The organism is Enterobacter cloacae complex sp. IR5384, assembly GCF_049237265.1.
GTDB lineage: Bacteria > Pseudomonadota > Gammaproteobacteria > Enterobacterales > Enterobacteriaceae > Enterobacter > Enterobacter cloacae.
On record NZ_JBMKHJ010000005.1, the window covers coordinates 50,933 to 74,247 of the forward strand.

The 23,315-nt window shown below is 55.1% G+C and carries 21 protein-coding genes; 6 read left to right on the forward strand and 15 right to left on the reverse strand.

Annotated features, from left to right (window positions below):
• The first annotated feature begins 16 nt into the window (after positions 1–16).
• The 3 genes from ACOTX3_RS06390 (at position 17) to ACOTX3_RS06400 (ending at position 3,744) form a co-directional block, all read left to right on the forward strand.
• Complete coding sequence (locus ACOTX3_RS06390; RefSeq protein WP_058679327.1) at positions 17–1,972, forward strand: alkyl/aryl-sulfatase; 1,956 nt, start codon at positions 17–19, stop codon at positions 1,970–1,972.
• 64 nt (positions 1,973–2,036) lie between these two features.
• Positions 2,037–2,960, forward strand: coding sequence for a transporter (locus tag ACOTX3_RS06395; RefSeq protein ID WP_127869183.1), 924 nt, complete (start codon positions 2,037–2,039; stop codon positions 2,958–2,960).
• Positions 2,961–2,970: 10 nt separating this feature from the next.
• Positions 2,971–3,744: a hypothetical protein gene (locus tag ACOTX3_RS06400; protein ID WP_080396564.1), complete on the forward strand. Its 774-nt coding sequence runs from the start codon at positions 2,971–2,973 to the stop codon at positions 3,742–3,744.
• Positions 3,745–3,826: 82 nt separating this feature from the next.
• On the opposite strand, the gene sucD is transcribed toward ACOTX3_RS06400, so the two are convergent.
• The 8 genes from sucD to sdhC form a co-directional block, all read right to left on the reverse strand.
• Entirely contained in the window at positions 3,827–4,696 is an 870-nt protein-coding gene (gene sucD / locus ACOTX3_RS06405; protein WP_008501094.1) for a succinate--CoA ligase subunit alpha, read from the reverse strand.
• Positions 4,696–5,862, reverse strand: a complete 1,167-nt coding sequence (sucC, locus tag ACOTX3_RS06410) for an ADP-forming succinate--CoA ligase subunit beta (RefSeq protein WP_421631602.1) — start codon at positions 5,860–5,862, stop codon at positions 4,696–4,698. The genes sucD and sucC overlap by 1 nt, the downstream gene beginning before the upstream one ends.
• A gap of 95 nt (positions 5,863–5,957) precedes the next feature.
• Positions 5,958–7,178, reverse strand: a complete 1,221-nt coding sequence (odhB, locus tag ACOTX3_RS06415; RefSeq protein ID WP_013097540.1) for a 2-oxoglutarate dehydrogenase complex dihydrolipoyllysine-residue succinyltransferase — start codon at positions 7,176–7,178, stop codon at positions 5,958–5,960.
• Positions 7,179–7,192: 14 nt separating this feature from the next.
• Complete coding sequence (sucA, locus tag ACOTX3_RS06420) at positions 7,193–10,000, reverse strand: 2-oxoglutarate dehydrogenase E1 component (protein ID WP_040020635.1); 2,808 nt, start codon at positions 9,998–10,000, stop codon at positions 7,193–7,195.
• Between the two features lie 227 nt (positions 10,001–10,227).
• Positions 10,228–10,944 carry a succinate dehydrogenase iron-sulfur subunit SdhB gene (gene sdhB, locus ACOTX3_RS06425; protein ID WP_008501090.1) on the reverse strand — a complete coding sequence of 239 codons (717 nt, stop codon included), beginning with the start codon at positions 10,942–10,944 and terminating at the stop codon, positions 10,228–10,230.
• 15 nt (positions 10,945–10,959) lie between these two features.
• A complete protein-coding gene (gene sdhA, locus ACOTX3_RS06430) occupies positions 10,960–12,726 on the reverse strand; it encodes a succinate dehydrogenase flavoprotein subunit (protein WP_014831113.1) in 1,767 nt (588 codons plus the stop codon).
• Positions 12,726–13,073, reverse strand: a complete 348-nt coding sequence (gene sdhD / locus ACOTX3_RS06435; RefSeq protein ID WP_008501088.1) for a succinate dehydrogenase membrane anchor subunit — start codon at positions 13,071–13,073, stop codon at positions 12,726–12,728. The genes sdhA and sdhD overlap by 1 nt, the downstream gene beginning before the upstream one ends.
• The gene (sdhC, locus tag ACOTX3_RS06440; protein WP_020684965.1) at positions 13,067–13,471 is read right to left on the reverse strand and encodes a succinate dehydrogenase cytochrome b556 subunit; all 405 of its coding nucleotides are present in this window, start codon (positions 13,469–13,471) and stop codon (positions 13,067–13,069) included. The genes sdhD and sdhC overlap by 7 nt, the downstream gene beginning before the upstream one ends.
• A 639-nt stretch (positions 13,472–14,110) precedes the next feature.
• Here sdhC and ACOTX3_RS06445 point away from each other — a divergent pair.
• Complete coding sequence (locus tag ACOTX3_RS06445; RefSeq protein ID WP_013097545.1) at positions 14,111–15,394, forward strand: citrate synthase; 1,284 nt, start codon at positions 14,111–14,113, stop codon at positions 15,392–15,394.
• Between the two features lie 99 nt (positions 15,395–15,493).
• Here ACOTX3_RS06445 and nei read toward each other — a convergent pair whose 3' ends face one another.
• From nei to ACOTX3_RS06480, 7 genes are all read right to left on the reverse strand, one after another.
• Entirely contained in the window at positions 15,494–16,285 is a 792-nt protein-coding gene (gene nei / locus ACOTX3_RS06450; RefSeq protein ID WP_058679330.1) for an endonuclease VIII, read from the reverse strand.
• 19 nt (positions 16,286–16,304) lie between these two features.
• Complete coding sequence (gene pxpA / locus ACOTX3_RS06455) at positions 16,305–17,042, reverse strand: 5-oxoprolinase subunit PxpA (RefSeq protein WP_058679331.1); 738 nt, start codon at positions 17,040–17,042, stop codon at positions 16,305–16,307.
• Positions 17,029–17,961 carry a 5-oxoprolinase subunit PxpC gene (gene pxpC / locus ACOTX3_RS06460; RefSeq protein ID WP_013097548.1) on the reverse strand — a complete coding sequence of 311 codons (933 nt, stop codon included), beginning with the start codon at positions 17,959–17,961 and terminating at the stop codon, positions 17,029–17,031. Before pxpC ends, pxpA begins: the two co-directional genes overlap by 14 nt.
• Positions 17,955–18,611 (reverse strand): 5-oxoprolinase subunit PxpB, encoded by a 657-nt coding sequence (gene pxpB, locus ACOTX3_RS06465; protein ID WP_013097549.1) that lies wholly within the window; start codon positions 18,609–18,611, stop codon positions 17,955–17,957. Before pxpB ends, pxpC begins: the two co-directional genes overlap by 7 nt.
• 14 nt (positions 18,612–18,625) lie before the next feature.
• Positions 18,626–19,369, reverse strand: coding sequence for a type 2 GTP cyclohydrolase I (locus tag ACOTX3_RS06470; RefSeq protein WP_023621132.1), 744 nt, complete (start codon positions 19,367–19,369; stop codon positions 18,626–18,628).
• Positions 19,370–19,379: 10 nt separating this feature from the next.
• A complete protein-coding gene (phrB, locus tag ACOTX3_RS06475) occupies positions 19,380–20,792 on the reverse strand; it encodes a deoxyribodipyrimidine photo-lyase (protein ID WP_058679332.1) in 1,413 nt (470 codons plus the stop codon).
• A gap of 236 nt (positions 20,793–21,028) precedes the next feature.
• Positions 21,029–21,235, reverse strand: a complete 207-nt coding sequence (locus tag ACOTX3_RS06480; protein WP_013097552.1) for a YbfA family protein — start codon at positions 21,233–21,235, stop codon at positions 21,029–21,031.
• A gap of 308 nt (positions 21,236–21,543) precedes the next feature.
• Between ACOTX3_RS06480 and kdpF the strand changes: the two genes are divergently transcribed.
• Positions 21,544–21,633 carry a K(+)-transporting ATPase subunit F gene (kdpF, locus tag ACOTX3_RS06485; RefSeq protein WP_014069365.1) on the forward strand — a complete coding sequence of 30 codons (90 nt, stop codon included), beginning with the start codon at positions 21,544–21,546 and terminating at the stop codon, positions 21,631–21,633.
• Positions 21,633–23,312: a potassium-transporting ATPase subunit KdpA gene (gene kdpA / locus ACOTX3_RS06490; protein ID WP_029883016.1), complete on the forward strand. Its 1,680-nt coding sequence runs from the start codon at positions 21,633–21,635 to the stop codon at positions 23,310–23,312. Before kdpF ends, kdpA begins: the two co-directional genes overlap by 1 nt.
• Positions 23,313–23,315 lie beyond the last annotated feature (3 nt).

Genomic DNA, 23,315 nt, shown 5'->3' on the forward strand with positions numbered 1-23,315 from the left:
CACAGGAATTCAGGTTATGAAACTCAAGAACGTTGCTTTCCTCATGCTCACCCTGGCGGCATCTGTGCAAGCCTGCGCAACCAGCGTCGCCCCCTCCGCCTCTGCTTACACCCGTGAACATAACGCGGCGATGTATCAGCAGCTCAATTTTAATGACAAGCGCGATATCGAAGATGCAAAACGTGGATTTATCGCCACCATAAATCCTTTGCTCATAAAAAACGACAATGGCAAAACCGTTGTTAACCTTGAAAACTGGGCATTTTTAAAAGGTGAAGCACCCGATACCGTTAATCCTTCCCTCTGGCGCCATGCACAACTGAATAATATTAACGGTCTCTTTAAAGTTACCGATCGCGTATATCAAATTCGCGGCATCGACATTTCCAACATGACCATTATAGAAGGAAATAGCGGATTAATTATCATCGACCCACTGGTTATTCCCGAGTCAGCACGTGCCGGACTGGAACTTTATTATCAGCATCGGCCCAAAAAACCGGTTGTCGCGGTCATTTATTCCCATAGCCATCTCGATCATTTCGGCGGCGTCAAAGGCGTCGTGTCCGAAACGGATGTTAAAAGCGGCAAAGTCAAAATATATGCGCCAGAAGGGTTTATGGAAGAAGCCGCCAGCGAAAACTTCCTGGCCGGTAACGCGATGAGTCGCCGCGCGCTTTATATGTACGCGATGATGGTAAAACCAAGCGCAGTTGGCCATGTGGACGACGGGATCGGTAAAACTATCGCCACCAGCAAAAACACGCTTATCGCCCCCACCAATATCATTAGCCAGCCAGAGCAGCGCGTAAAAATTGATGGGGTCGAGGTGAATTTTATTCTCGCTCCAGGCACTGAAGCGCCATCGGAAATGATGATGTGGTTCCCTCAGTTCAAAGTGTTTGATGGCTCCGAACTCTTTAACGCCACCATGCATAACCTGTATACCCTGCGCGGTGCGAAAGCGCGCAGCGCCGTTAACTGGTGGAAGGCGCTGGATAAAGCGCTGGTGAAATATGGCGACCAAGTGGAAATCGCACTCAGCCAGCATTTGTGGCCCGTCTGGGATAATGCGCGCGTCAAAGACTACATCGCCTCTCAACGCGACATGTACAAATACATCAACGATCAGTCGCTGAATCTCATCAACAAAGGCTACAGCATGGATGAAGTGGCTGAAACACTCACCCTGCCAGACAGCATCGGCAAACGCTGGTTCAACCGGGGCTACTATGGCTCGCTCAGCCATAACGCCAAAGCAATGTATATGTTTTACATGGGCTGGTATGACAGCAACCCCGCTAATCTTAACCCACTACCAGAGAAAGAGGCCGCCCCGAGATATGTTCGCCTGATGGGTGGCGAGAAGAAGGTTTATCAGCAGGCAAAACAGGCGGCGGACAGCGGGAATTATCGTTGGGCGGCGCAGCTGCTTAATCATCTTCTTTTCGCTAATCCCGATAACAAGCAGGCGAAAGATCTGCAGGCTGACATCTTTACGCAACTGGGCTATCAAAGCGAAAACGCCATCTGGCGCAACGAATATCTCAGCGGTGCGAAAGAGCTTCGTGATGGCGTTCCTGTCCTGCCGGTCGCCAGTACGCTGGATAGCGATTTAACCGCCAATATCGAGCCTGAAGCCCTGCTTGATTATATGGGCGTGATGTTAAACGGTCCGAAAGCGGACGGCAAAAACCTTCGTTTCAACTGGACGCTGTCCGCGGGCGACACCTATGGCGTGGAGCTCAATAACAGCGTGATTATCTATCACAAAGGTCTGCCATTCACCGATGCGGCATTTAGCCTCAAAGCCAGTGTCGTCGATATGGCGCGGCTAATAAGCCACAGTGCCCCCGTGGATAAAATCCTGGGCGATGGCACGGTATCTCTGAAGGGTAACCCGCAGAAACTGGACGAATTACTCGCGTTGCTGGACGTCTTCCCGCAGATGTTCAATATCGTCACCCCTTAAACATTGACGGCTCCCGGCCTTAGCGGGCGGGAGCCGTGCGCCATAAAAATAACAGGAGGGCTTTATGCGAAGCTCTGAGCGTAACCTTTTGGTCGCCATTATTGTTTTGATAGTGGGGATGCTGCTCGTTTTATTGCCGGTCTATGTGCGCGCCGATAATGCCCGCGACTGGCAAAACATGCCAAAAGATAAAAACCTGGTTTTCGGTTACTACAGTAATATTCATACCAACACCTCAATTGACAGCGCCCTGCCCGTAGACGGCGCGAGCGTCGATGCCGATCTCTATCTGCTGCGCTATGCCCGCTCTTTTGACATTGACGGTCGAATATCGGCGATACAGATCATTCAACCTTACGCCAGCGTTACGGCCTCACTCGATAACGCCCGTTATTTCACCGGATCGTTGAGCCATGAAAATCTCGGCGATACGCAGGTTATTTTTGCCCATAACCTGTTTGGTGCCCCCGCGCTGAGCGAAGAGGAGTTTCGTCGCTGGCAGCCTGAAATGTTCCTCAGCGCCGCCATGTGGTTAACGTTACCTACCGGCGACTACGATAGCAGCAATACGATAAATATCGGCGCGAATCGTTGGTCATTTAAACCAGAGCTGGCGTTTGGTTTGCCCCTTGGCTCAAGCTGGCTGGAGCTAAACAGTTGGGTAAGTTTTTACACCGACAATAAAGACTATCAGCAAAACAGCCGTCTTGAGCAGCGCCCGCTCTATACGCTGGAAGGCCACTGGAGCTATACCCTTTCTCCCGCGTTGTGGCTGTCATTTGACGGAAGCTGGGCAAAAGGCGGTGAAACCCGCGTCGATGGTCAGTTACAGGACGATGAGCAGGAAAACATACTTCTGGGGGGTTCCGTCGGCTTTATGCTGAGCCCGCATTTCGGCGGAATGGTCGCTTACACCGATACAGCCAAACACCGCGATGCCTCGCCAGACATCACAACGTGGACCTTCAGGCTTAAGTATTTCTGGTAAGGAGATGCCAATGCGCTGTATGACATTGATTATCGCGCTACTCGGCGCCTTGCCAGTGCTGAGCCAGGCGGAGGAGACGGATGCAGTAGAAAAAGCGACCAATCCGTTACATCTTTCCACTGCCATCGCGCTTCAGGACTATTACACCCCAGAGCTTTACGGTAGCGAGCAGCACACCAACGACACCCTGCTACGCGCAACCGTGCCTGTTGCCGCTAACGACTGGGTACCTGTGCCGCAAATTCTGCGAATAACCACCCCGCTGGCCACCCGTCCCCAGCCTGCCAGCGGCTACAGCACAGGGTTAGGGGATATCAATCTGTTCGATATTTTTCTGCTTAAACAGGAAGGCGTTAAAATTGGCGTCGGCCCGCTAATAACGGCTCCTTCAGCCCTGGAAGATGAACTGGGAAGCGGCAAATGGCAGGTGGGGTTATCCGCTGTTGCCATCAAATCCAGCCCCAGATGGATGGCGGGTACGCTGGTGCAATGGCAAAAAAGTTTTGCGGGCGATGGCGAACGTGATGACGTAGAAACGGGTACGCTTCAGCCCATCGTGGTCTATAAATTGCCAAAAGGTTGGTATTTACGCACCTCCGGCATCTGGACCTGGAATATGAAAAATGACGATTATTATTTGCCACTCGGTTTTGGCGGCGGACGCGCCTGGGCGATGGGAAATAAAGTGATGAGCGCTTTTATAGAGCCGCAATGGACCGTGGCACATAAAGGGGACTATTTACCGGAGCTTACTCTTTTCGCAGGTATCAGTATCACAATGTAAAAAAGGCCGCTTTACAGCGGCCAACCATGTCGAAACGGACATTTTTTATTTCAACGCGCCCCTTTCAGGGCGCAGAGAGGACTTACTTAATGATGGATTTCAGTGCTTCGCCGATATCCGCCAGGCTGCGAACGGTCTTCACGCCTGCGGCTTCCAGCGCTGCGAATTTCTCATCAGCCGTACCTTTACCACCGGCGATAATCGCGCCTGCGTGACCCATACGCTTACCTTTCGGCGCGGTCACACCCGCGATGTAACCGACTACTGGCTTGGTTACGTGTTCTTTGATGTAAGCAGCCGCTTCTTCTTCCGCGCTACCACCGATCTCACCGATCATGACGATCGCCTCGGTTTGTGGATCTTCCTGGAACAGCTTCAGGATGTCGATGAAGTTAGAGCCTGGGATTGGGTCACCGCCGATGCCCACACAGGTGGACTGGCCGAAGCCGTAGTCGGTGGTCTGCTTAACCGCTTCATAGGTCAGCGTACCGGAACGGGAAACGATACCCACTTTGCCCGGCTTGTGAATGTGACCTGGCATGATGCCGATTTTGCATTCGCCTGGGGTGATCACGCCCGGACAGTTCGGGCCGATCATGCGCACGCCCGCTTCGTCCAGCTTCACTTTCACGGTGAGCATATCCAGCGTCGGGATACCTTCAGTGATGGTGATGATCAGTTTGATGCCTGCGTCGATCGCTTCCAGAATGGAGTCTTTGCAGAACGGTGCCGGAACGTAGATAACGGTCGCGGTTGCGCCCGTCGCTTCTACGGCTTCACGCACGGTGTTGAACACCGGCAGGCCCAGGTGCGTGGTGCCACCTTTACCTGGGGTTACGCCGCCAACCATCTGCGTACCGTAGGCAATCGCCTGCTCGGAGTGGAAAGTCCCCTGGCTACCGGTGAAGCCCTGGCAGATAACCTTGGTATCTTTATTGATTAAAACTGACATTATTTCCCCTCCACTGCGGCAACAACCTGCTGAGCTGCATCCGTCAGACTTTTCGCTGCAATAATATTCAGGCCGCTGTCAGCCAGTTTTTTCGCGCCGAGTTCAGCGTTGTTACCTTCAAGACGCACAACAACCGGAACGTTAACGCCCACTTCTTCTACCGCGCCGATGATGCCGTCTGCGATCAGGTCGCAACGTACGATACCGCCGAAGATGTTCACCAGAACGGCTTTCACGTTGTCGTAAGAGAGAATGATTTTGAACGCTTCGGTTACGCGCTCTTTGGTTGCGCCACCGCCTACGTCGAGGAAGTTCGCTGGCTCGCCGCCGTGCAGCTTAACGATGTCCATGGTGCCCATCGCCAGGCCCGCACCGTTAACCATGCAGCCGATGTTGCCATCCAGCGCCACGTAGTTCAGTTCCCACTGAGCAGCCTGTGCTTCACGCGGGTCTTCCTGAGACTGGTCACGCATTTCGCGCAGATCCGGCTGGCGGAACAGGGCATTGCCGTCAGCACCCAGTTTGCCATCGAGGCAGATCAGATCGCCCTGAGTGGTGATCACCAGCGGGTTGATCTCGATCAGCGCCAGATCGCGCTCCAGGAAGATGGTCGCCAGACCCATAAAGATCTTGGTGAACTGCTGAACCAGCTTGCCTTCCAGACCCAGTTTGAACGCCAGCTCACGGCCCTGGTAAGGCATTGGACCTGCCAGTGGATCGATAGCCACTTTATGGATCAGGTGTGGCGTCTCTTCTGCCACTTTTTCGATTTCCACGCCGCCTTCGGTAGACGCCATGAACACCACGCGGCGTGAGCTACGGTCAACCACCGCGCCCAGATACAGCTCTTTCGCGATGTCGGTTGCCGCTTCAACCAGGATCTGGTTGACTGGCTGGCCGTTCGCATCTGTCTGGTAAGTGACCAGACGCTTGCCGAGCCAATGTTCAGCAAACGCACGAATTTCTTCTTTGCTCTTAACAACCTTCACACCGCCCGCTTTACCACGGCCACCAGCGTGAACCTGACATTTAACTACCCACGGGCCGGAACCGATTTTAGATGCGGCTTCTTCTGCTTCACGCGGGGTAGTACAGGCATAACCCACCGGAGCCGGTAAGCCATACCGGGCAAACAGCTGTTTGGCCTGATATTCATGTAAGTTCATGTGTTCTATCCATCCTTCAGGGTAATCGTTATCTTCAAACCTGCAGGCCGGTGCAAGGCGTATCCGGCCTACAGGGCAGGTGATGCTAAAAGGGACTAGACGTCCAGCAGCAGACGCGTTGGATCTTCCAGCAGCTCTTTAATCGCTACCAGGAAGCCCACGGACTCGCGGCCGTCGATCAGACGGTGATCGTAAGAGAGTGCCAGATACATCATTGGCAGGATCTCCACTTTACCGTCTACCGCCATCGGACGATCTTTAATGGCGTGCATACCCAGGATCGCGCTCTGCGGCGGGTTGATGATCGGGGTAGACATCAGCGAGCCAAATACGCCGCCGTTGGTAATGGTGAAGTTACCGCCGGTCAGGTCGTCTACGGTCAGCTTGCCGTCGCGGCCTTTCACGGCCAGCTCTTTAATATTTTTCTCGATGTCGGCCATACCCAGGGTATCCACATCACGCAGAACCGGAGTCACCAGACCACGTGGCGTAGACACCGCCATGCTGACGTCGAAATAGTTGTGGTAAACCACGTCATCACCATCAATGGACGCATTCACTTCCGGGTAGCGTTTCAGCGCTTCAACAACCGCTTTCACGTAGAAGGACATAAAGCCCAGACGGATACCGTGACGTTTTTCAAACGCGTCACCGTACTGCTTACGCAGGTCCATGATTGGCTTCATGTTCACTTCGTTGAAGGTGGTCAGCATCGCGGTGGAGTTTTTCGCTTCCAGCAGACGCTCTGCCACACGCTTACGCAGGCGAGTCATTGGCACGCGTTTTTCACTGCGCGCACCCAGAGCAGGCTGTGCTGCTGGCGCTGCCACAGGGGCTTTCGCTTCTGCCTGAGCAGGCGCTTTCGCCAGGTGTTTGTCGATGTCTTCACGGGTCAGACGACCGCCTACACCGGTACCTTTGATGGCTGCCGGGTCAAGGCTGTGTTCAGCCAGCAGGCGACGGATCGCCGGGCTGAGCGCGTCGTTGGTCTGTTCTTCCAGAGAAGCCTGCTGGCGCTGAGCCGGCGTAGAGGCTTTCTCTTCAGACTTCGCGCTGGACTCTTTGCCCGCGCTGTTGCCTTCACGCAGGCGACCCAGGATCTGGCGAGAGGTTACGGTGGTGCCTTCGTCTTCCAGCACCGCGTCCAGAACGCCATCCGCCGAAGCCGGTACTTCCAGTACCACTTTGTCAGTTTCGATTTCTACCAGCACTTCATCGCGCTTAACGGCATCGCCTGGTTTTTTATGCCAGGTAGCGACGGTCGCATCTGCTACAGATTCAGGCAGGTCGGGAACAAGAATATCTACGCTACTCATTATGTATCCTTTAATTAATCGACGTTCAGCGCGTCATTGACCAGATCTTGTTGCTGCTTCTGGTGAACGGACATATACCCTACCGCCGGAGAGGCGGAGGCCGGGCGACCTGCATAACGCAGGGCAGACCCAAATGGAATCACTTCACGGAAATGATGCTGACTGCAGTACCATGCGCCCTGGTTGAGCGGCTCTTCCTGGCACCAGACAAAATCATGCACGTGAGCGTACGGTTTCAGCGCTTCCTGCACCGCCTGGTGCGGGAATGGATAAAGCTGTTCGATACGCACGATGGCGACATCTTTCTGATCGTTCTTACGGCGCTGTTCCAGCAGGTCGTAATAAACCTTACCAGAACACATCACCACACGCTTCACAGCCTGCGGATCCAGTTCATCAATCTCACCGATGGCAGGCAGGAAGGTGCCATTCGCCAGCTCATCCAGGCTGGACACCGCCAGTGGGTGACGCAGCAGGGATTTTGGTGACATGACCACCAGCGGACGGCGCATACCGCGCAGCGCCTGACGACGCAGCATGTGGTAAACCTGAGCCGGGGTGGACGGTACGCAAACCTGCATGTTCTGCTCAGCGCAGAGCTGCAGATAACGTTCCAGGCGCGCGGAGGAGTGCTCAGGACCCTGGCCTTCATAACCATGTGGCAGGAGCATCACCAGGCCACACATACGGCCCCATTTCTGTTCGCCAGAAGAGATGAACTGGTCGATAACCACCTGAGCACCGTTGGCGAAGTCACCGAACTGCGCTTCCCAGATGGTCAGCGTACGCGGCTCTGCGGTAGCGTAACCGTATTCGAAGGCCAGCACCGCTTCTTCAGAGAGCACGGAGTCCCAGACCTTGAACTGGCCCTGACCGTTGTGCACGTGCTGCAGCGGGGTGTAGGTTGAACCGTTAGACTGGTTGTGAACTACCGCGTGGCGGTGGAAGAAGGTGCCACGGCCCGCATCTTCACCGGACAGACGAACAGGAATACCTTCGTCAACCAGCGTCGCGTAAGCCAGCGTTTCTGCACCGCCCCAGTCGAACAGCTTCTCACCTGCCGCCATAGACTGACGGTCAGCATAAATTTTTGCCACGCGAGACTGCATCTCGATGGCGTCTGGCACGGTGCTGATGCGTTTAGCCAGCTCCTGCAGGCGCTTCATCTCGACCTTGTTCGGGTAACTCTCATCCCACTCGTGGTTGAGGTACGGCGACCAGGTAAAGGAGTGCATGTTCATCGGACGCAGCTCTTTCACCACGCACTCACCCGCATCCAGCGCGTCGCGGTAGAGGTTGACCATTTCGGTCGCATCTTCCAGCGTCGCCACTTTTTCGCTTTCCAGCTTGTCAGCGTAGATTTTGCGCGGCGTCGGGTGTTTTTTGATTTTCTGGTACATCAACGGCTGGGTTGCACTTGGCTCGTCGGCTTCGTTGTGGCCGTGACGGCGGTAGCAGAACAGGTCGATGAACACATCGCGTTTGAAGGTGTTACGGAAGTCCAGCGCCAGACGGGTCACGAAGGCGACCGCTTCCGGGTCATCCGCGTTCACGTGGAAGATTGGCGCCTGTACCATCTTGCCGATGTCGGTGCAGTAAGGGGTTGAACGCGCATCCAGCGGGTTAGACGTTGTGAAGCCCACCTGGTTGTTGATGACGATACGAACGGTACCGCCCACTTCATAACCACGCGCTTTGGACATGTTCAGGGTTTCCTGAACCACGCCCTGCCCTGTGACCGCCGCATCACCGTGAATGGTAATTGGCAGCACTTTGTTGCTGCTTGGCTCGTCCAGACGATCCAGACGCGCACGCACGGAACCGATAACTACCGGGCTGACGATCTCCAGGTGCGACGGGTTAAACGCCAGCGCCAGGTGAACCAGACCGCCTTCGGTTTCGATATCAGACGAGAAGCCCATGTGGTACTTCACGTCACCGGTGCCGAGATGTTCTTTATGTTTGCCCGCGAATTCGTCGAACAGGTCCTGCGGTTTTTTACCCAGCACGTTGACCAGCACGTTCAGACGACCACGGTGCGCCATGCCCAGTACCACTTCACGGGTACCGCTCTTGCCTGCATGACGAATCAGCTCTTTCAGCATTGGCACTAACGCATCGCCGCCTTCCAGCGAGAAGCGTTTTGCGCCCGGGAACTTCGCGCCCAGATAGCGCTCAAGACCTTCAGCTGCGGTCAGTTCGTTCAGGAAGCGTTTTTTCTCTTCAGAAGAGAACGTCGCGTGGCCCGCCACGGATTCAATGCGCTGCTGGATCCAGCGTTTCTCTTCGGTAGAAGTGATATGCATGTATTCCGCGCCGATGGAGCCGCAGTAGGTTTGCTTGAGGGCGTCGATCAGATCGCCCAGCTTCATCGTGTCTTTACCGATGGCAAAAGAACCTACGTTAAAGCTTTCCTGGAAATCGGCCTCGGTCAGATCGTGATACGCCGGATCGAGATCCGCCACACGGTCTTGTTTCCACAGTCCCAGCGGATCGAGATTCGCATGCTGGTGACCGCGGAAGCGATAAGCGTTAATAAGCTGCAGGACTTTAACCTGCTTCGCGTTGGTGTCAGGGTCGGAAATCGCAGAAGAGTAACGTGAGGCATCCTTCGCCAGACGACGGAAATAATCACGTGTTTTGGAATGGAATTGATCCGGTTTGACTCCCGTGCCAGGCAACTGCTGGAACATGGAACGCCAGTTTGCGTCCACTGAGTCAGGATCGGTTAAGAAGTCTTCATAGAGCTGTTCTATCCAGCTCTGGTTGGCACCAGAGAGGTAAGAAGAGTCCAGCCAGGCTTTCATTGCGCCGTTCTGCATCGTGATCCCTTAAGCATTTTTATGCTTACTTTCGCCGTAGAAACTACCACGCACACCGCGTGTACGTGCCGGGGTTCACCTGCGAGCTCTTTTCATTTGGCCCGCGAAGGAACCTTTAGAAACTGTCTAGACTTCAGGGCAGTTTTTAAAGGTTTCTGCAATCTATCCCCTCTCCCTTTGGGAGAGGGTTAGGGTGAGGGGGAACAGCGCCCCCTCTCACTACTTACTTACGCACTGCGCTGCAGCAGCATCGACTTAATATGGCCGATGGCGCGCGTCGGGTTCAGCCCCTTCGGACACACACTGACGCAGTTCATGATGCTATGGCAGCGGAATACGCTGAAAGCGTCACTTAAACCTTCCAGACGACTATCGGTTTCGGTGTCGCGGCTATCGATCAGGAAGCGATAGGCAGCCAGCAGACCGGCCGGGCCGATGAACTTGTCCGGGTTCCACCAGAACGACGGGCACGACGTTGAACAACATGCACAGAGAATACACTCATACAAGCCGTCGAGTTTTTCACGCTGCTCAGGAGACTGTAAATGCTCACGAGCGGGTGGATTTTGCCCATTATTCAATAAGTAAGGCTTAATCTTCTCATATTGTGCATAGAATTGCCCCATGTCTACCACCAAATCACGCACGACCGGCAGGCCTGGCAGAGGACGGATAACAATTTTCTGGCCCGGGCGCTGCAACGCGGAAATTGGCGTGATGCAGGCCAGACCATTTTTGCCGTTCATGTTGACGCCGTCAGAGCCACACACCCCTTCACGGCAGGAGCGACGGAACGACAGTGTCGGATCTTTTTCTTTCAGCTGGATTAACGCATCCAGCAGCATCATGTCACGACCTTCTTCCGCTTCCAGCGTGTAATCCTGCATGCGCGGAGCGTCATCTACATCCGGGTTATAACGATAAACTGAGAATTCGAGTTTCATTGTCCTGTCTCCGCATTAGTAAGTACGAATCTTCGGCGGGAACGCCGGACGCAGTTTCGGTTCCATGTTCACCTGACGGCGCGTCATGGTTTCCGACTCTGGCAGATACAGGGAATGGCACAGCCAGTTTTCATCGTCACGATCCGGGAAGTCGAAGCGGCTATGCGCGCCACGGCTTTCGGTACGGAAGTTGGCCGACATCGCGGTTGCGAACGCGGTTTCCATCAGGTTATCCAGCTCAAGACACTCAACGCGCTGGGTGTTGAACTCGCTGGAAGTATCATCCAGACGGGCGTTTTTCAGGCGCTCGCGGATCGCTTTCAGCTGCTCAAGACCTTTCGCCATCGCGTCACCTTCACGGAATACCGAGAAGTTGTGCTGCATACATTCCTGCAGCGCTTTGCGGATTTCCACCGGATCTTCACCGTTACGGTTACCGTTCCAGCGGTTCAGACGCTCAAGCGATGCATCAATTTCGTCGTCAGTGGCGTCACGCAGCGCGCCCTGTTCGGCAATGGATTCCTGCAGGTGCAGACCCACCGCACGACCAAACACCACCAGGTCCAGCAGGGAGTTCCCCCCCAGACGGTTGGCACCGTGTACGGACACACAGGCAATTTCGCCTACCGCGAACAGGCCTGGGATGACCACATCTTCGCCCTGCTCGTTCACGGTCAATGCCTGACCGGTCACTTTGGTCGGAATACCGCCCATCATGTAGTGGCAGGTAGGGATAACCGGAATCGGCTCTTTCACCGGGTCGACGTGGGCGAAGGTACGGGACAGTTCCAGAATACCCGGCAGACGGGATTCCAGTACCTCTTTACCCAGGTGGTCGAGTTTCAGCTTGGCGTGTGGACCCCATGGGCCATCACAGCCGCGACCTTCACGGATTTCGATCATGATGGAACGCGCCACCACGTCACGACCCGCCAGGTCTTTCGCATTCGGGGCATAACGTTCCATGAAACGTTCGCCGTGTTTATTCAGCAGGTAACCGCCTTCACCACGGCAGCCTTCGGTCACCAGAACGCCCGCACCGGCGATACCGGTTGGGTGGAACTGCCACATCTCCATATCCTGCACCGGCACGCCAGCGCGGATAGCCATCCCAACGCCGTCACCGGTATTGATGTGGGCGTTAGTGGTGGACTGGTAAATACGCCCTGCACCGCCGGTCGCCAGCACGGTTGCGCGCGCTTTGAAGTAGACCACTTCACCGGTTTCAATGCACAGCGCGGTACAACCAACAATCGCGCCATCGGCGTTTTTCACCAGATCCAGCGCATACCACTCGGAGAAGATAGTAGTGTGGTTTTTCAGGTTCTGCTGATACAGAGTATGCAGCAGCGCGTGACCGGTACGGTCAGCCGCTGCCGCGGTACGTGCAGCCTGCTCGCCGCCGAAGTTTTTCGACTGGCCGCCAAACGGACGTTGATAGATGGTGCCATTTTCCAGACGGGAGAACGGCAGACCCATATGATCCAGCTCCAGAATCGCTTCCGGGCCAGTCTTACACATATATTCGATGGCATCCTGGTCGCCGATGTAGTCGGACCCTTTTACCGTGTCGTACATGTGCCATTCCCAGTTATCTTCATGGGAGTTACCCAGCGCAACGGTAATACCGCCCTGCGCAGATACCGTGTGGGAACGGGTCGGGAATACTTTAGAGAGCAGCGCACAGGTCTGGCCGCTCTGGGAAATTTGCAGCGCGGCGCGCATACCTGCGCCACCCGCACCAATCACAACAGCATCAAATTCTCTGACTGGCAGTTTCATTACACACCCCACACCACAACGAATCCATAAATAACGTAAACCACCAGTGCAACGACAATGGCCAGTTGCAGAGGAAGGCGAATCGCCAGCGGTTTAACGTAATCGGTCAACACCTGCCACATGCCAATCCAGGCATGAATAAGAATGGAGAACAGCGCCAGCAGGGTGAACACTTTGGTGAAGGCAGATCCGAAGAACCCACTCCAGATTTCCCACGTCAGCGTGCCGCTGGTCGCGAAGAAACCGATCATATAGATGATGTAGAGGGTGAGAACGATGGCGGTAGCACGGACCAGAATGAAGTCATGTACGCCGTTGCGTCCTAATGCGGAGGCGTTGCTTACCATACGAGAACTCCTGCGAGAAGTGAAAGCACGACTGTAATCACAAATGAAATGTTAGCGGAACGTTTCCCGGCTTCGAAAGTCTCTTCCAGGTAACCAAAGTCCATCAGCATATGGCGAACACCCACCACAACGTGGTACGCCAGTGCGGTCAGAATGCCCCACATGATGAATTTCACGAAGAAGCTGTTCATGATGGCAGAGGCCTGGAGGAATCCTTCAGGAGAAGAGAGGCTGGTGCCCAGTAACCACAGCAGAATGCCTACCGCCACAAACGTAATCACACCCGATACACGGTGCAGAATGGACGCTATTGCTGTTACGGGGAACCGGATCGTTTTGAGATCCAGATTGACAGGTCTTTGTTTTTTCACATTTCTTATCATGAATAACGCCCACATGCTGTTCTTATTGTTTCCTTCCTCCGGACTGCGATGCGGGTCAGACAGCGTTCCTTTTCTATAACTGCGCGTCATGCAAAACATTGCTTCCAAATGCTAAAACGACACGTTACAACGCTGGGTGGCTCGGGATTGCAGGGTGTTCCGGAGACCTGGCGGCAGTATAGGCCGTTCACAAAATCATTACAATTAACCTACATACAGTTTGTCGGGTTTTCTCTGGAACAGTGATCAGGGTCACGATAACAACATCTTTTTAATTTTTAATCATCTGATTTGACAAATGTTAAACAATATTGTTACAAACGTCATCAGAAAAGGCATATAATGCGCAAAAGTTATGAGGTCTCTCTTTCACCTGACAAATAGTTATGTAACAGTGTGATGGTATTGACCGAAGTTATCAGGACAGTTATTAGTGATATACAGGTTTGAAAAATTCGGACTGCAAAAACGCTGATTTGCTGTTGTTTCACTGATATTTCATTCGTTTACCTGCAAGGCGCCATAGCTCTGTACCCTGGTTTGTCCTCGTGAGCTGAGCGGTAAGCCAAATAACAATCTGGTAACGGTGATTAACAGCTGAAAGCAAATCCGGTAAAGCGCAGTCTTAAGCATAAGGCGCTAAGGAGACCGTAAATGGCTGATACAAAGGCAAAACTCACCCTCAACGGTGGTGATGCTATTGAACTGGATGTGCTAAAAGGCACGCTCGGTCAGGATGTTATTGATATCCGTACGCTGGGTTCCAAAGGAGTGTTCACCTTTGACCCTGGATTTACCTCTACCGCATCTTGCGAATCCAAAATCACCTACATTGACGGTGACGAAGGTATCCTGCTCCATCGCGGCTTCCCCATCGATCAGTTAGCCACCGAATCCAACTATCTGGAAGTGTGCTACATCCTGCTGAACGGCGAAAAGCCGACGCAGGCTCAGTATGATGAATTCAAAACCACCGTCACCCGTCACACCATGATCCATGAGCAGATTACCCGTCTGTTCCATGCGTTCCGTCGTGACTCTCACCCGATGGCGGTGATGTGCGGGATTACCGGTGCGCTGGCGGCGTTCTACCACGACTCCCTTGACGTGAATAACCCACGCCACCGCGATATCGCAGCGTTCCGCCTGCTGTCCAAAATGCCAACCATGGCAGCGATGTGTTACAAATACTCCATCGGTCAGCCGTTCGTGTATCCACGTAACGACCTCTCCTATGCCGGTAACTTCCTGCGCATGATGTTCTCCACGCCGTGCGAAGAGTACGAAGTGAACCCGGTGCTGGAACGCGCGATGGACCGTATTCTGATCCTGCACGCTGACCATGAACAGAACGCCTCTACCTCCACCGTCCGTACCGCAGGCTCTTCAGGTGCGAACCCGTTCGCCTGTATCGCTGCGGGCATCGCCTCCCTGTGGGGACCGGCGCACGGCGGCGCGAACGAAGCTGCACTGAAGATGCTGGAAGAGATCAGCACCGTTGAGCACATTCCTGAATTCGTGCGCCGCGCGAAAGACAAGAATGACTCCTTCCGTCTGATGGGCTTCGGTCACCGTGTGTACAAAAACTACGACCCACGTGCAACCGTGATGCGTGAAACCTGCCACGAAGTGCTGAAAGAGCTGGGCACCAAAGACGATCTGCTGGAAGTGGCGATGGAGCTGGAACACATCGCGCTGAACGACCCGTACTTCATCGAGAAGAAACTCTACCCGAACGTAGACTTCTACTCTGGCATTATTCTGAAAGCGATGGGCATTCCGTCTTCCATGTTCACCGTGATCTTCGCCATGGCACGTACCGTGGGCTGGATTGCGCACTGGAACGAAATGCACAGCGAAGGCATGAAAATCGCCCGTCCTCGTCAGCTGTATACCGGCTACGAGCAGCGTGATTTTAAGTCTGATCTTAAGCGCTAAAAGACGTGGGTGCGGCCTGATGTCCTCACCCCGGCCCTCTCCCACCGGGAGAGGGTGAAAACATTAAAAACGGTAACCTGAGGGTTACCGTTTTACTTTTTACCTCTGGCACCCGGGACACCAGTAAAACGGTCGTGAAGAGAGCGTTGTCTTCTCAATCACCCCACCGCACCGCTCGCACCTCTTCCCCGCCCGATGAAACACCTTAAAGCGGAACAGCGCCCCGTGATGCTTGTTGTCATCTACCACGCCGCGGGTGTTGTACGATAGCCGCGGAATATCCAGCAGCGCGTGAGAGAGCATTTCCAGCTGGTCATCGCTCAACTGCGACGCTTTATGCTGTGGTGCCAGCCCGACCTCCCAGAGAATTTCGACGCGAAGGTAATTGCCTAATCCGGCCAGGAACGCCTGATCGAGCAGTAGCCCGGAAAATTGCCGGTTGCGGAATTTAGGGGATAACAGGCGGGCTTTGACATCGTTCGCCGTCAGACGCATATCCAGCACGTCCGGCCCAACCCGCTGTAAGAACGGGTGCGTAAGCAGTTGCTCCGGCGTTAACATTTCGATATCAGACGCGCTATACAGCAAAATCGCTTTATCCGCGGTTTGCAGCCTGACGCGCAGCACACGGGTGGTTTGCGGCTGCTCGTTGGCGTTAACCACCCGCCAGACGCCATAAAGCTGGTTGTGGCTGTATAACGTCAGGTTATGGGAGAAATGCGTGAGTAACGCCTTTCCCCGTGTTTCGATGTGGGTCACCGCTTGTCCCACCAGCGGTGCTTCAAACGGCTTCAGTTGAGGAAAAGCAAACCAGACGTCCGTCAGGGGTTTGCCTTTTATCGCCGCCTCGAGGCTATCCGCAGCGCGGCGGATCTCCGGGCCTTCTGGCATCTCTTTATCCTTATGATTTTCAGGCGCTGACGAGGATCCCCTGCTCTGCAAACGCCGCCCGTAAGCGGCGGGCAAACTGCAGCGCGTGCTCGCCATCACCGTGTAAGCATACTGTGTCAGCCTGAACGCTGGCCATTGTACCCTCGACCGTTGTTACTGTTCCCTCGCGCACCATCTGAAGGGTCTGCGCCAGCGCCAGAGACTCATCGGTGATCAGCGCGTTGGGCCGGGAACGGGGAACCAGGGTTCCGTCGGGCTGATAGCCTCGGTCGGCAAACACTTCCTGGCGGGTGGTTAACCCCAGACGCTGACCGGCGCGAATCAGCTCGCTCCCCGCCAGGCCAACCAGGATCAGTTGTGGGTTGCAATCGAACACCGCCCGGGCGATGGCCTCTGCCAGCGCGGGGTCGTTCGCCGCCTGATTATAGAGCATGCCGTGCGGCTTCACGTGGCGCAGCGCGCCCTGCTGCGAACGCACAATCGCCTCGAGCGCGCCAATCTGGTAAAGCGTCTGGGCGTAGACCGTCTCGGGCGGGAGATCCATCGCCGTGCGGCCAAAATTCTCCCGGTCAGGGAAGCTCGGATGCGCCCCTATCGCAACACCATTTTTGATGGCGTTGCGCACGCTCGCCAGCATCGTTTGGGCATCACCCGCGTGAAAACCGCAGGCGATATTCACCGAGGTGACCAGGGTCATCAGTTCAGCGTCGGCGCTGCCGCCCTCGCCCAGATCGGCGTTTAAATCAATCTTTACCATCAAGCCTCCACGCCAGTTGTTCCAGATAACGCTGCTGGTCCTGCCGCGCCTTCAGCGCCTCCTCCAGGGAGCATTGCACGAAGTGAATCGGCTGTCCGAGAGGGATTTGCGCCAGATGGTAGCGATCGGCCTCAATAATGCAGGCGATACGCGGGTAACCGCCCGTGGTCTGTGCATCGTTCATCAACACAATCGGTTGACCGTTACCCGGTACCTGAATGACGCCGGGCAACAGACCGTGTGAAAGCAGCTCGCGGTCCGTCGTACGGGTCAGCGGCTGCCCCTGAAGACGATACCCCATGCGGTTACTCTGCGGGCTAATCTTCCACGGCGAGCGCCAGAAAGACTCCTGAGACACCTCATCAAATTCCTGATACTCCGGCCCCGGCAGGGCGCGGATCTGGTTTCCCCACAGGAGCTGTTTTACACCCTGCGCGGTTGAAAAGTGCCGCGTTGACGGTTTTATCGCCAGACGATCGCCATCGCGCAACAAACGTCCTTCGTGACCGCCAATTCCGGCTTTCTGATCGGTACTGGATGAGCCCAGCACCTCCGGCACATCAATCCCACCGGCAACGGCAAGATAACTGCGAACCCCATGCTGAGGTCGCTTAAGCGTTAAACGTTGTCCGGCTTTTGCCCGCAGTCGCCAGCCGGTCCAGACCGCTTTGCCATCAAGCGTGGCATCGCACCCGGCGCCGGTTAACGCAAACCAGGTCTCCTGACTAAATTCAATGACACACTGCCCCAGCGTAATTTCGAGCGCAGCCGTATTGCCGGGATTGCCCACCAGCACGTTGGCAATCTCCAGTGCTGGCCTGTCCAGCGCGCCACAGTAGCTCACGCCAGACTGGCGCATGCCAAAGCGACCCGCATCCTGAACAGAGGTGTAAAGCCCGGCGCGAATAAGCGTTAACATACCCCCTCCTTCTGCGGGATAAAGCGAAGGGTGTCGCCAGGACGCAGGAGGACCGGCGAGTCCAGGCCCGGTTCAAATAACGGCATCGACGTGTGTCCGATAAGCTGCCAGCCCCCCGGCGACGCCAGCGGATAAATGCCCGTCTGTTCGCCGCCAATCGCGACGGTACCCGCCGGCACGCTCAGACGCGGCTCAGCGCGACGTGGCGTATGCAGTGCCGAAGGGAGTCCGCCCAGATACGGGAAGCCCGGCTGGAATCCCAAAAACCAGACCACATAATCAACGGAGGCGTGCAGCTCAACGACCTGTTTTTCGGTTAGCCCACTGTGTTCAGCCACCACGCCAAGATCGGGTCCCCCTGTGCCCCCATACACCACCGGGATCTCAATCGTGCGGGATTCCGGCTCCAGCGCTTCGCTCTCCTCCCACCAGCGCTGTAAACGTTCAATGGCATCCAGTGCCAGCGTATGCGGATTACGCAGCACCACGGTGATGTTATTCATCCCCGGGATCGCTTCAACCACCTCCGGCACATCCACCAGACGCTGCGTTAACCGCCAGATACGCTTTTGGGTAGCAAGGGTGACGGGCGGCTCCAGCTCCAGCACCACCGCCGTTTCCCCCAGAAGATAACAACGCGCTCGCTGCACTCAGGTACCTCTCATCAGGCCGGGTTAGGGATATCAATAAAGGTGACATCCAGATCGGTATTTTCGGTCAGCCATTCGCTCAGGGCGCGAATGCCGCCGCGCTCGGTGGCGTGGTGACCTGCCGCGTAAAAATGCAGCCCCTGTTCACGGGCTGAATGGATGGTCTGCTCTGAGACTTCCCCGGTAATAAAGGCATCAACACCAAAACGCGCGGCGCTATCGATAAAGCCCTGACCGCCACCGGTGCACCAGGCGACACGCTTCACCGTATCCGGGCCGGTATCGCCGCTCCACAGCGGACGGCGGCCCAGACGTGCTTCAATCCAGGAGGCCAGCTCAAGACCCGGTACCGGCATCGACAGCTCGCCCCACGGTACCAGCGGCTCAATTTCACCCATCACGGTGATCCCTAACAGCTGCGCGAGCTGGACGTTGTTGCCAAGCTCGGGATGAGCGTCCAGCGGCAGGTGATAGCCATAGAGGTTGATATCATTTGCCAGCAACGTTTTCAGACGGTTGCGCTTCATGCCGCGAACGATCGGTGATTCGTTCTTCCAGAAATAGCCGTGATGGACGATGACCGCATCGGCCTCCTGACGCACGGCTTCATCCAGCAACGCCTGACTGGCGGTCACACCGGTGATAATTTTTTGCACCGTGTCGCGCCCTTCAACCTGTAACCCGTTCGGGCCGTAGTCGCTGAAGGCACTGCTGTTCAGTTTTTCGTTGATCAGACTTTCCAGTTCGGTATTTTTCATCATGACTCTCTTACGCTTTGCGGGCCGCTTCGTACGCCGCCAGCGTGGCGACGCGCGCCTGTTTATGTTCAACAATCGGACGAGGATAATCGAGTATTACGCCCTGTTTGTCCGCCCATGCCCACGGGTCGTGGATCGCCTTAGCGGGAACCGCTTTCAGCGCAGGCAACCAGTGGCGGATAAACGTCCCGTCCGCATCAAATTTTTGTCCCTGCGTGGTGGGATTAAAAATCCGGAAGTAAGGTGCCGCATCGGTTCCGGTCGAGGCCGCCCATTGCCAGCCGCCATTATTCGCCGCGAGATCGCCATCGATCAGCTGAGAAATAAAATACCGCTCCCCGACACGCCAGTCGATAAGCAGATCTTTCACCAGGAAGCTGGCGGTAATCATCCGCAGGCGGTTATGCATCCATCCAGTTTCATTCAGCTGGCGCATCGCGGCGTCCACAATCGGGTAGCCGGTTTCACCCTTTTGCCAGGCCTGCAGCAGCATCTCGTTTTGCTGCCACTGCACATTTTCGGTCCAGCGAATGAAAGGACGATGTTTACATAATTCAGGGTGATACGTCATCAGATGACGATAGAATTCGCGCCAGATAAGCTCGTTAAGCCATACCGAGCCAGCGCCCCCCTCCAGCGCCTGGGGCTGCTCTGCCAGAAGACGGTGTAAACACTGGCGCGGAGAAAGCACGCCCAGCGCTAAACAGGCTGACAACCGGCTGGTACCTTCAATGGCGGGGAAATCCCGGCGTGCCTCGTAAGCGGCCGCCCCCGTTTTGCAGAACTGGCGCAGCTGCGCGATTGCCGCTTTTTCATCAGCCGGGAATAAAGAGTGGTCATACGCCTGTTGCGGATAGTCAAACGTTAGTTCAGGCAGGTCGTTTACACACTCCCCTCGTGCGGACGGCGCGGCAACACACTCCGGCAACGCCTCTTTCAGCCGTTTGATAAATGCATTTTTAAACGGCGTAAAGACCTTATACATCTCGCGATTGCCGGTCATCACGCTGCCCGGCGCCAGCATGACGCTGTCATCAAATCCCTGACACTCTACATTCCCGAGGATGCGCTCAAGCTCGCGATCGCGCTGCTGTTCATTGAATTCGTACTGGTAGTTGTAAAAAAGATGCGTAACGTCGTTCTGCTGACACACCTCCTGTACCGCGCTGAGCTGAGCGGTAAAATCGCTGACCTCTTTGTAAATCAACGGAATGCCTTTTTCCGCCAGCGAACGTTGCAGGGCATTCAGATGCGAACAGAGATAAGCGGCTTGTCGGGGGGCCATATCATGCTGCTGCCACTGTCCGGGAGTAGCGATAAACAGCGCCAGCACGCGGGCGTGTTCAGAGCGACAGGCCGCCGCCAGGGCGATGTTGTCATGCAGGCGCAGATCCGCGCGAAACCAAACCAGATGGGTGGGCATAAAACTCCAGGCAATTGTCCATTATGTCCGTAAGGGCATGCCGTAAAACGAAAAAGGCACGCATTGAACTACTTTGCCATGAAGTGTAGACAGGATGAAATAAGGTAGTGGCTGTTGATGACTCAGAATAAGAAGATATGCCTGAAAACCCCCCAACGAACCGCGAATCCGGAGGGACAAAAAAAACCGCCACATTGCTGTAGGCGGTTTGTTTATTGCTGTGTGTAGTCTTTTTATTAGTAGAAATCACAGGTCGCTTTTTCGGCCTGATCCATCCATACCGGTTTCTCGCTGGTTTTTGCCCAGACGCGGTGCAGATAGCTGTAAAAACGTGCGCGATCTTTCCAGAACAACATCACCGGCAGGGCCAGCACGCCAGCCACTACGGCGAAAGCGCGACGCATGAACACGATATGAGCCGGATACTCTTTATAAAGATCCATATTTTTCTCCCCTGTAGTTGGCCGGAAACTGACTCCGGAAAATTCAAAAACTGTGACCTGGCTAAAATAATATCGCTTTGTTTGTAATTTTACTACTCATCCGACCACTTATTTTAGCCGTTTAGCCAAAATTTACATTCACACCGTAATTAAGTTACAAAAAAGTTAACAATTTACTTATCAATAGTTAAATTGTGGGCTTTGCCATTTTTATACTTTTTTTACACCCCTCGTCCTGATTTTTGCGAAATCTTTGCGCCATAAATCCTACCGTTAGCACAAATACAAATGTCACCCGGAGGTGGATTGTGAGTGCAGGCCTTATTGCCGGCATCGTGCTGGTATTCCTGTTATTGGGTTATCTGGTTTATGCCCTGATTAATGCGGAGGCATTCTGATGGCTGCTCAGGCGTTTTTGCTTATTGCCAGTTTTTTAGGGGTGTTGTTCCTGCTGGCAAGACCGCTGGGAACAGTGCTGGCAAGGATGATTAACAACGTGGCGCTGCCGGTGGCAGGTCGCGTTGAAAAAGGGATCTGGCGCGTTCTGGGCATTCGGGAGGGGGAAATGAACTGGCGCCAGTATCTGATGGCGCTCCTGCTGCTGAATATTGTCGGCCTCATCGTCCTCTTCAGCATGCTGATGCTGCAGGGGAGCTTACCGCTCAACCCGCAGCAGTTGCCGGGTCTGTCCTGGCATCTGGCGCTGAACACGGCAGTCAGCTTTGTCACTAACACCAACTGGCAGTCCTATGCCGGGGAAACCACGCTGAGCTACTTTAGCCAGATGGCCGGGTTAACCGTGCAAAACTTCCTCTCTGCTGCCACCGGTATTGCGGTGATCTTCGCGCTCACGCGTGCCTTTGCGCGTCAAAATATCAGCACGCTGGGCAACGCATGGGTCGATCTGACACGCATCACGCTGTGGATACTGCTCCCTGTTGCCCTCATTATCGCGCTGTTCTTTATTCAGCAAGGTACCCTGCAAAACCTGCTGCCCTACGCGCCGTATACTTCTCTGGAAGGGGCAAAACAGCTTTTGCCGATGGGGCCGGTGGCCTCGCAGGAAGCCATTAAGATGCTCGGGACTAACGGCGGTGGCTTCTTCAACGCCAACTCGTCGCATCCGTTTGAAAACCCAACAGCGCTGACCAACTTTGTCGAAATGCTGGCGATCTTCCTGATCCCCGCCGCGCTCTGTTTTGCCTTTGGCGATGTGGTCAACGACCGCCGTCAGGGACGCACCCTTCTGTGGACCATGTCTCTGATCTTCGTGGTCTGCGTCGCGCTGGTGATGTGGGCGGAATGGAAAGGTAATCCGCATTTCCTGACGCTGGGCGCTGACAGCGCGATCAACATGGAAGGGAAAGAGAGTCGCTTTGGCATCCTGTCCAGCAGTTTGTTTGCCGTGGTTACCACCGCAGCCTCGTGCGGGGCGGTTAACGCCATGCATGACTCCTTTACGGCACTGGGTGGCATGATCCCAATGTGGCTGATGCAGATTGGCGAAGTGGTGTTTGGCGGCGTGGGCTCTGGTCTTTACGGCATGCTGCTGTTTGTGCTGCTGGCGGTGTTTATCGCCGGTCTGATGATTGGCCGTACCCCGGAATACCTGGGCAAAAAAATCGACGTCCGGGAAATGAAATTAACCGCGCTGGCCATTCTGGTCACGCCTGCCCTCGTGCTGCTCGGCACCGCGCTGGCACTGATGACCGAAGCCGGCCGCAGCGGCATCTTTAACCCGGGTATCCATGGCTTTAGTGAAGTGCTCTACGCCGTCTCGTCTGCGGCGAACAACAACGGCAGCGCCTTTGCAGGCTTAAGTGCCAACTCGCCTTTCTGGAACTGTCTGCTGGCATTCTGCATGTTTGTCGGCCGCTTCGGCGTGATTGTGCCGGTGATGGCCATCGCCGGATCGCTGGTAAATAAAAAAATCCAACCGACCACCACCGGCACATTACCGACACACGGTGCGCTGTTTATTGGCCTGCTGACCGGCACCGTGTTGCTGGTAGGCGCCTTGACCTTTATCCCCGCCCTCGCGTTAGGCCCGGTCGCGGAAACCCTCTCTTTACGCTGATTT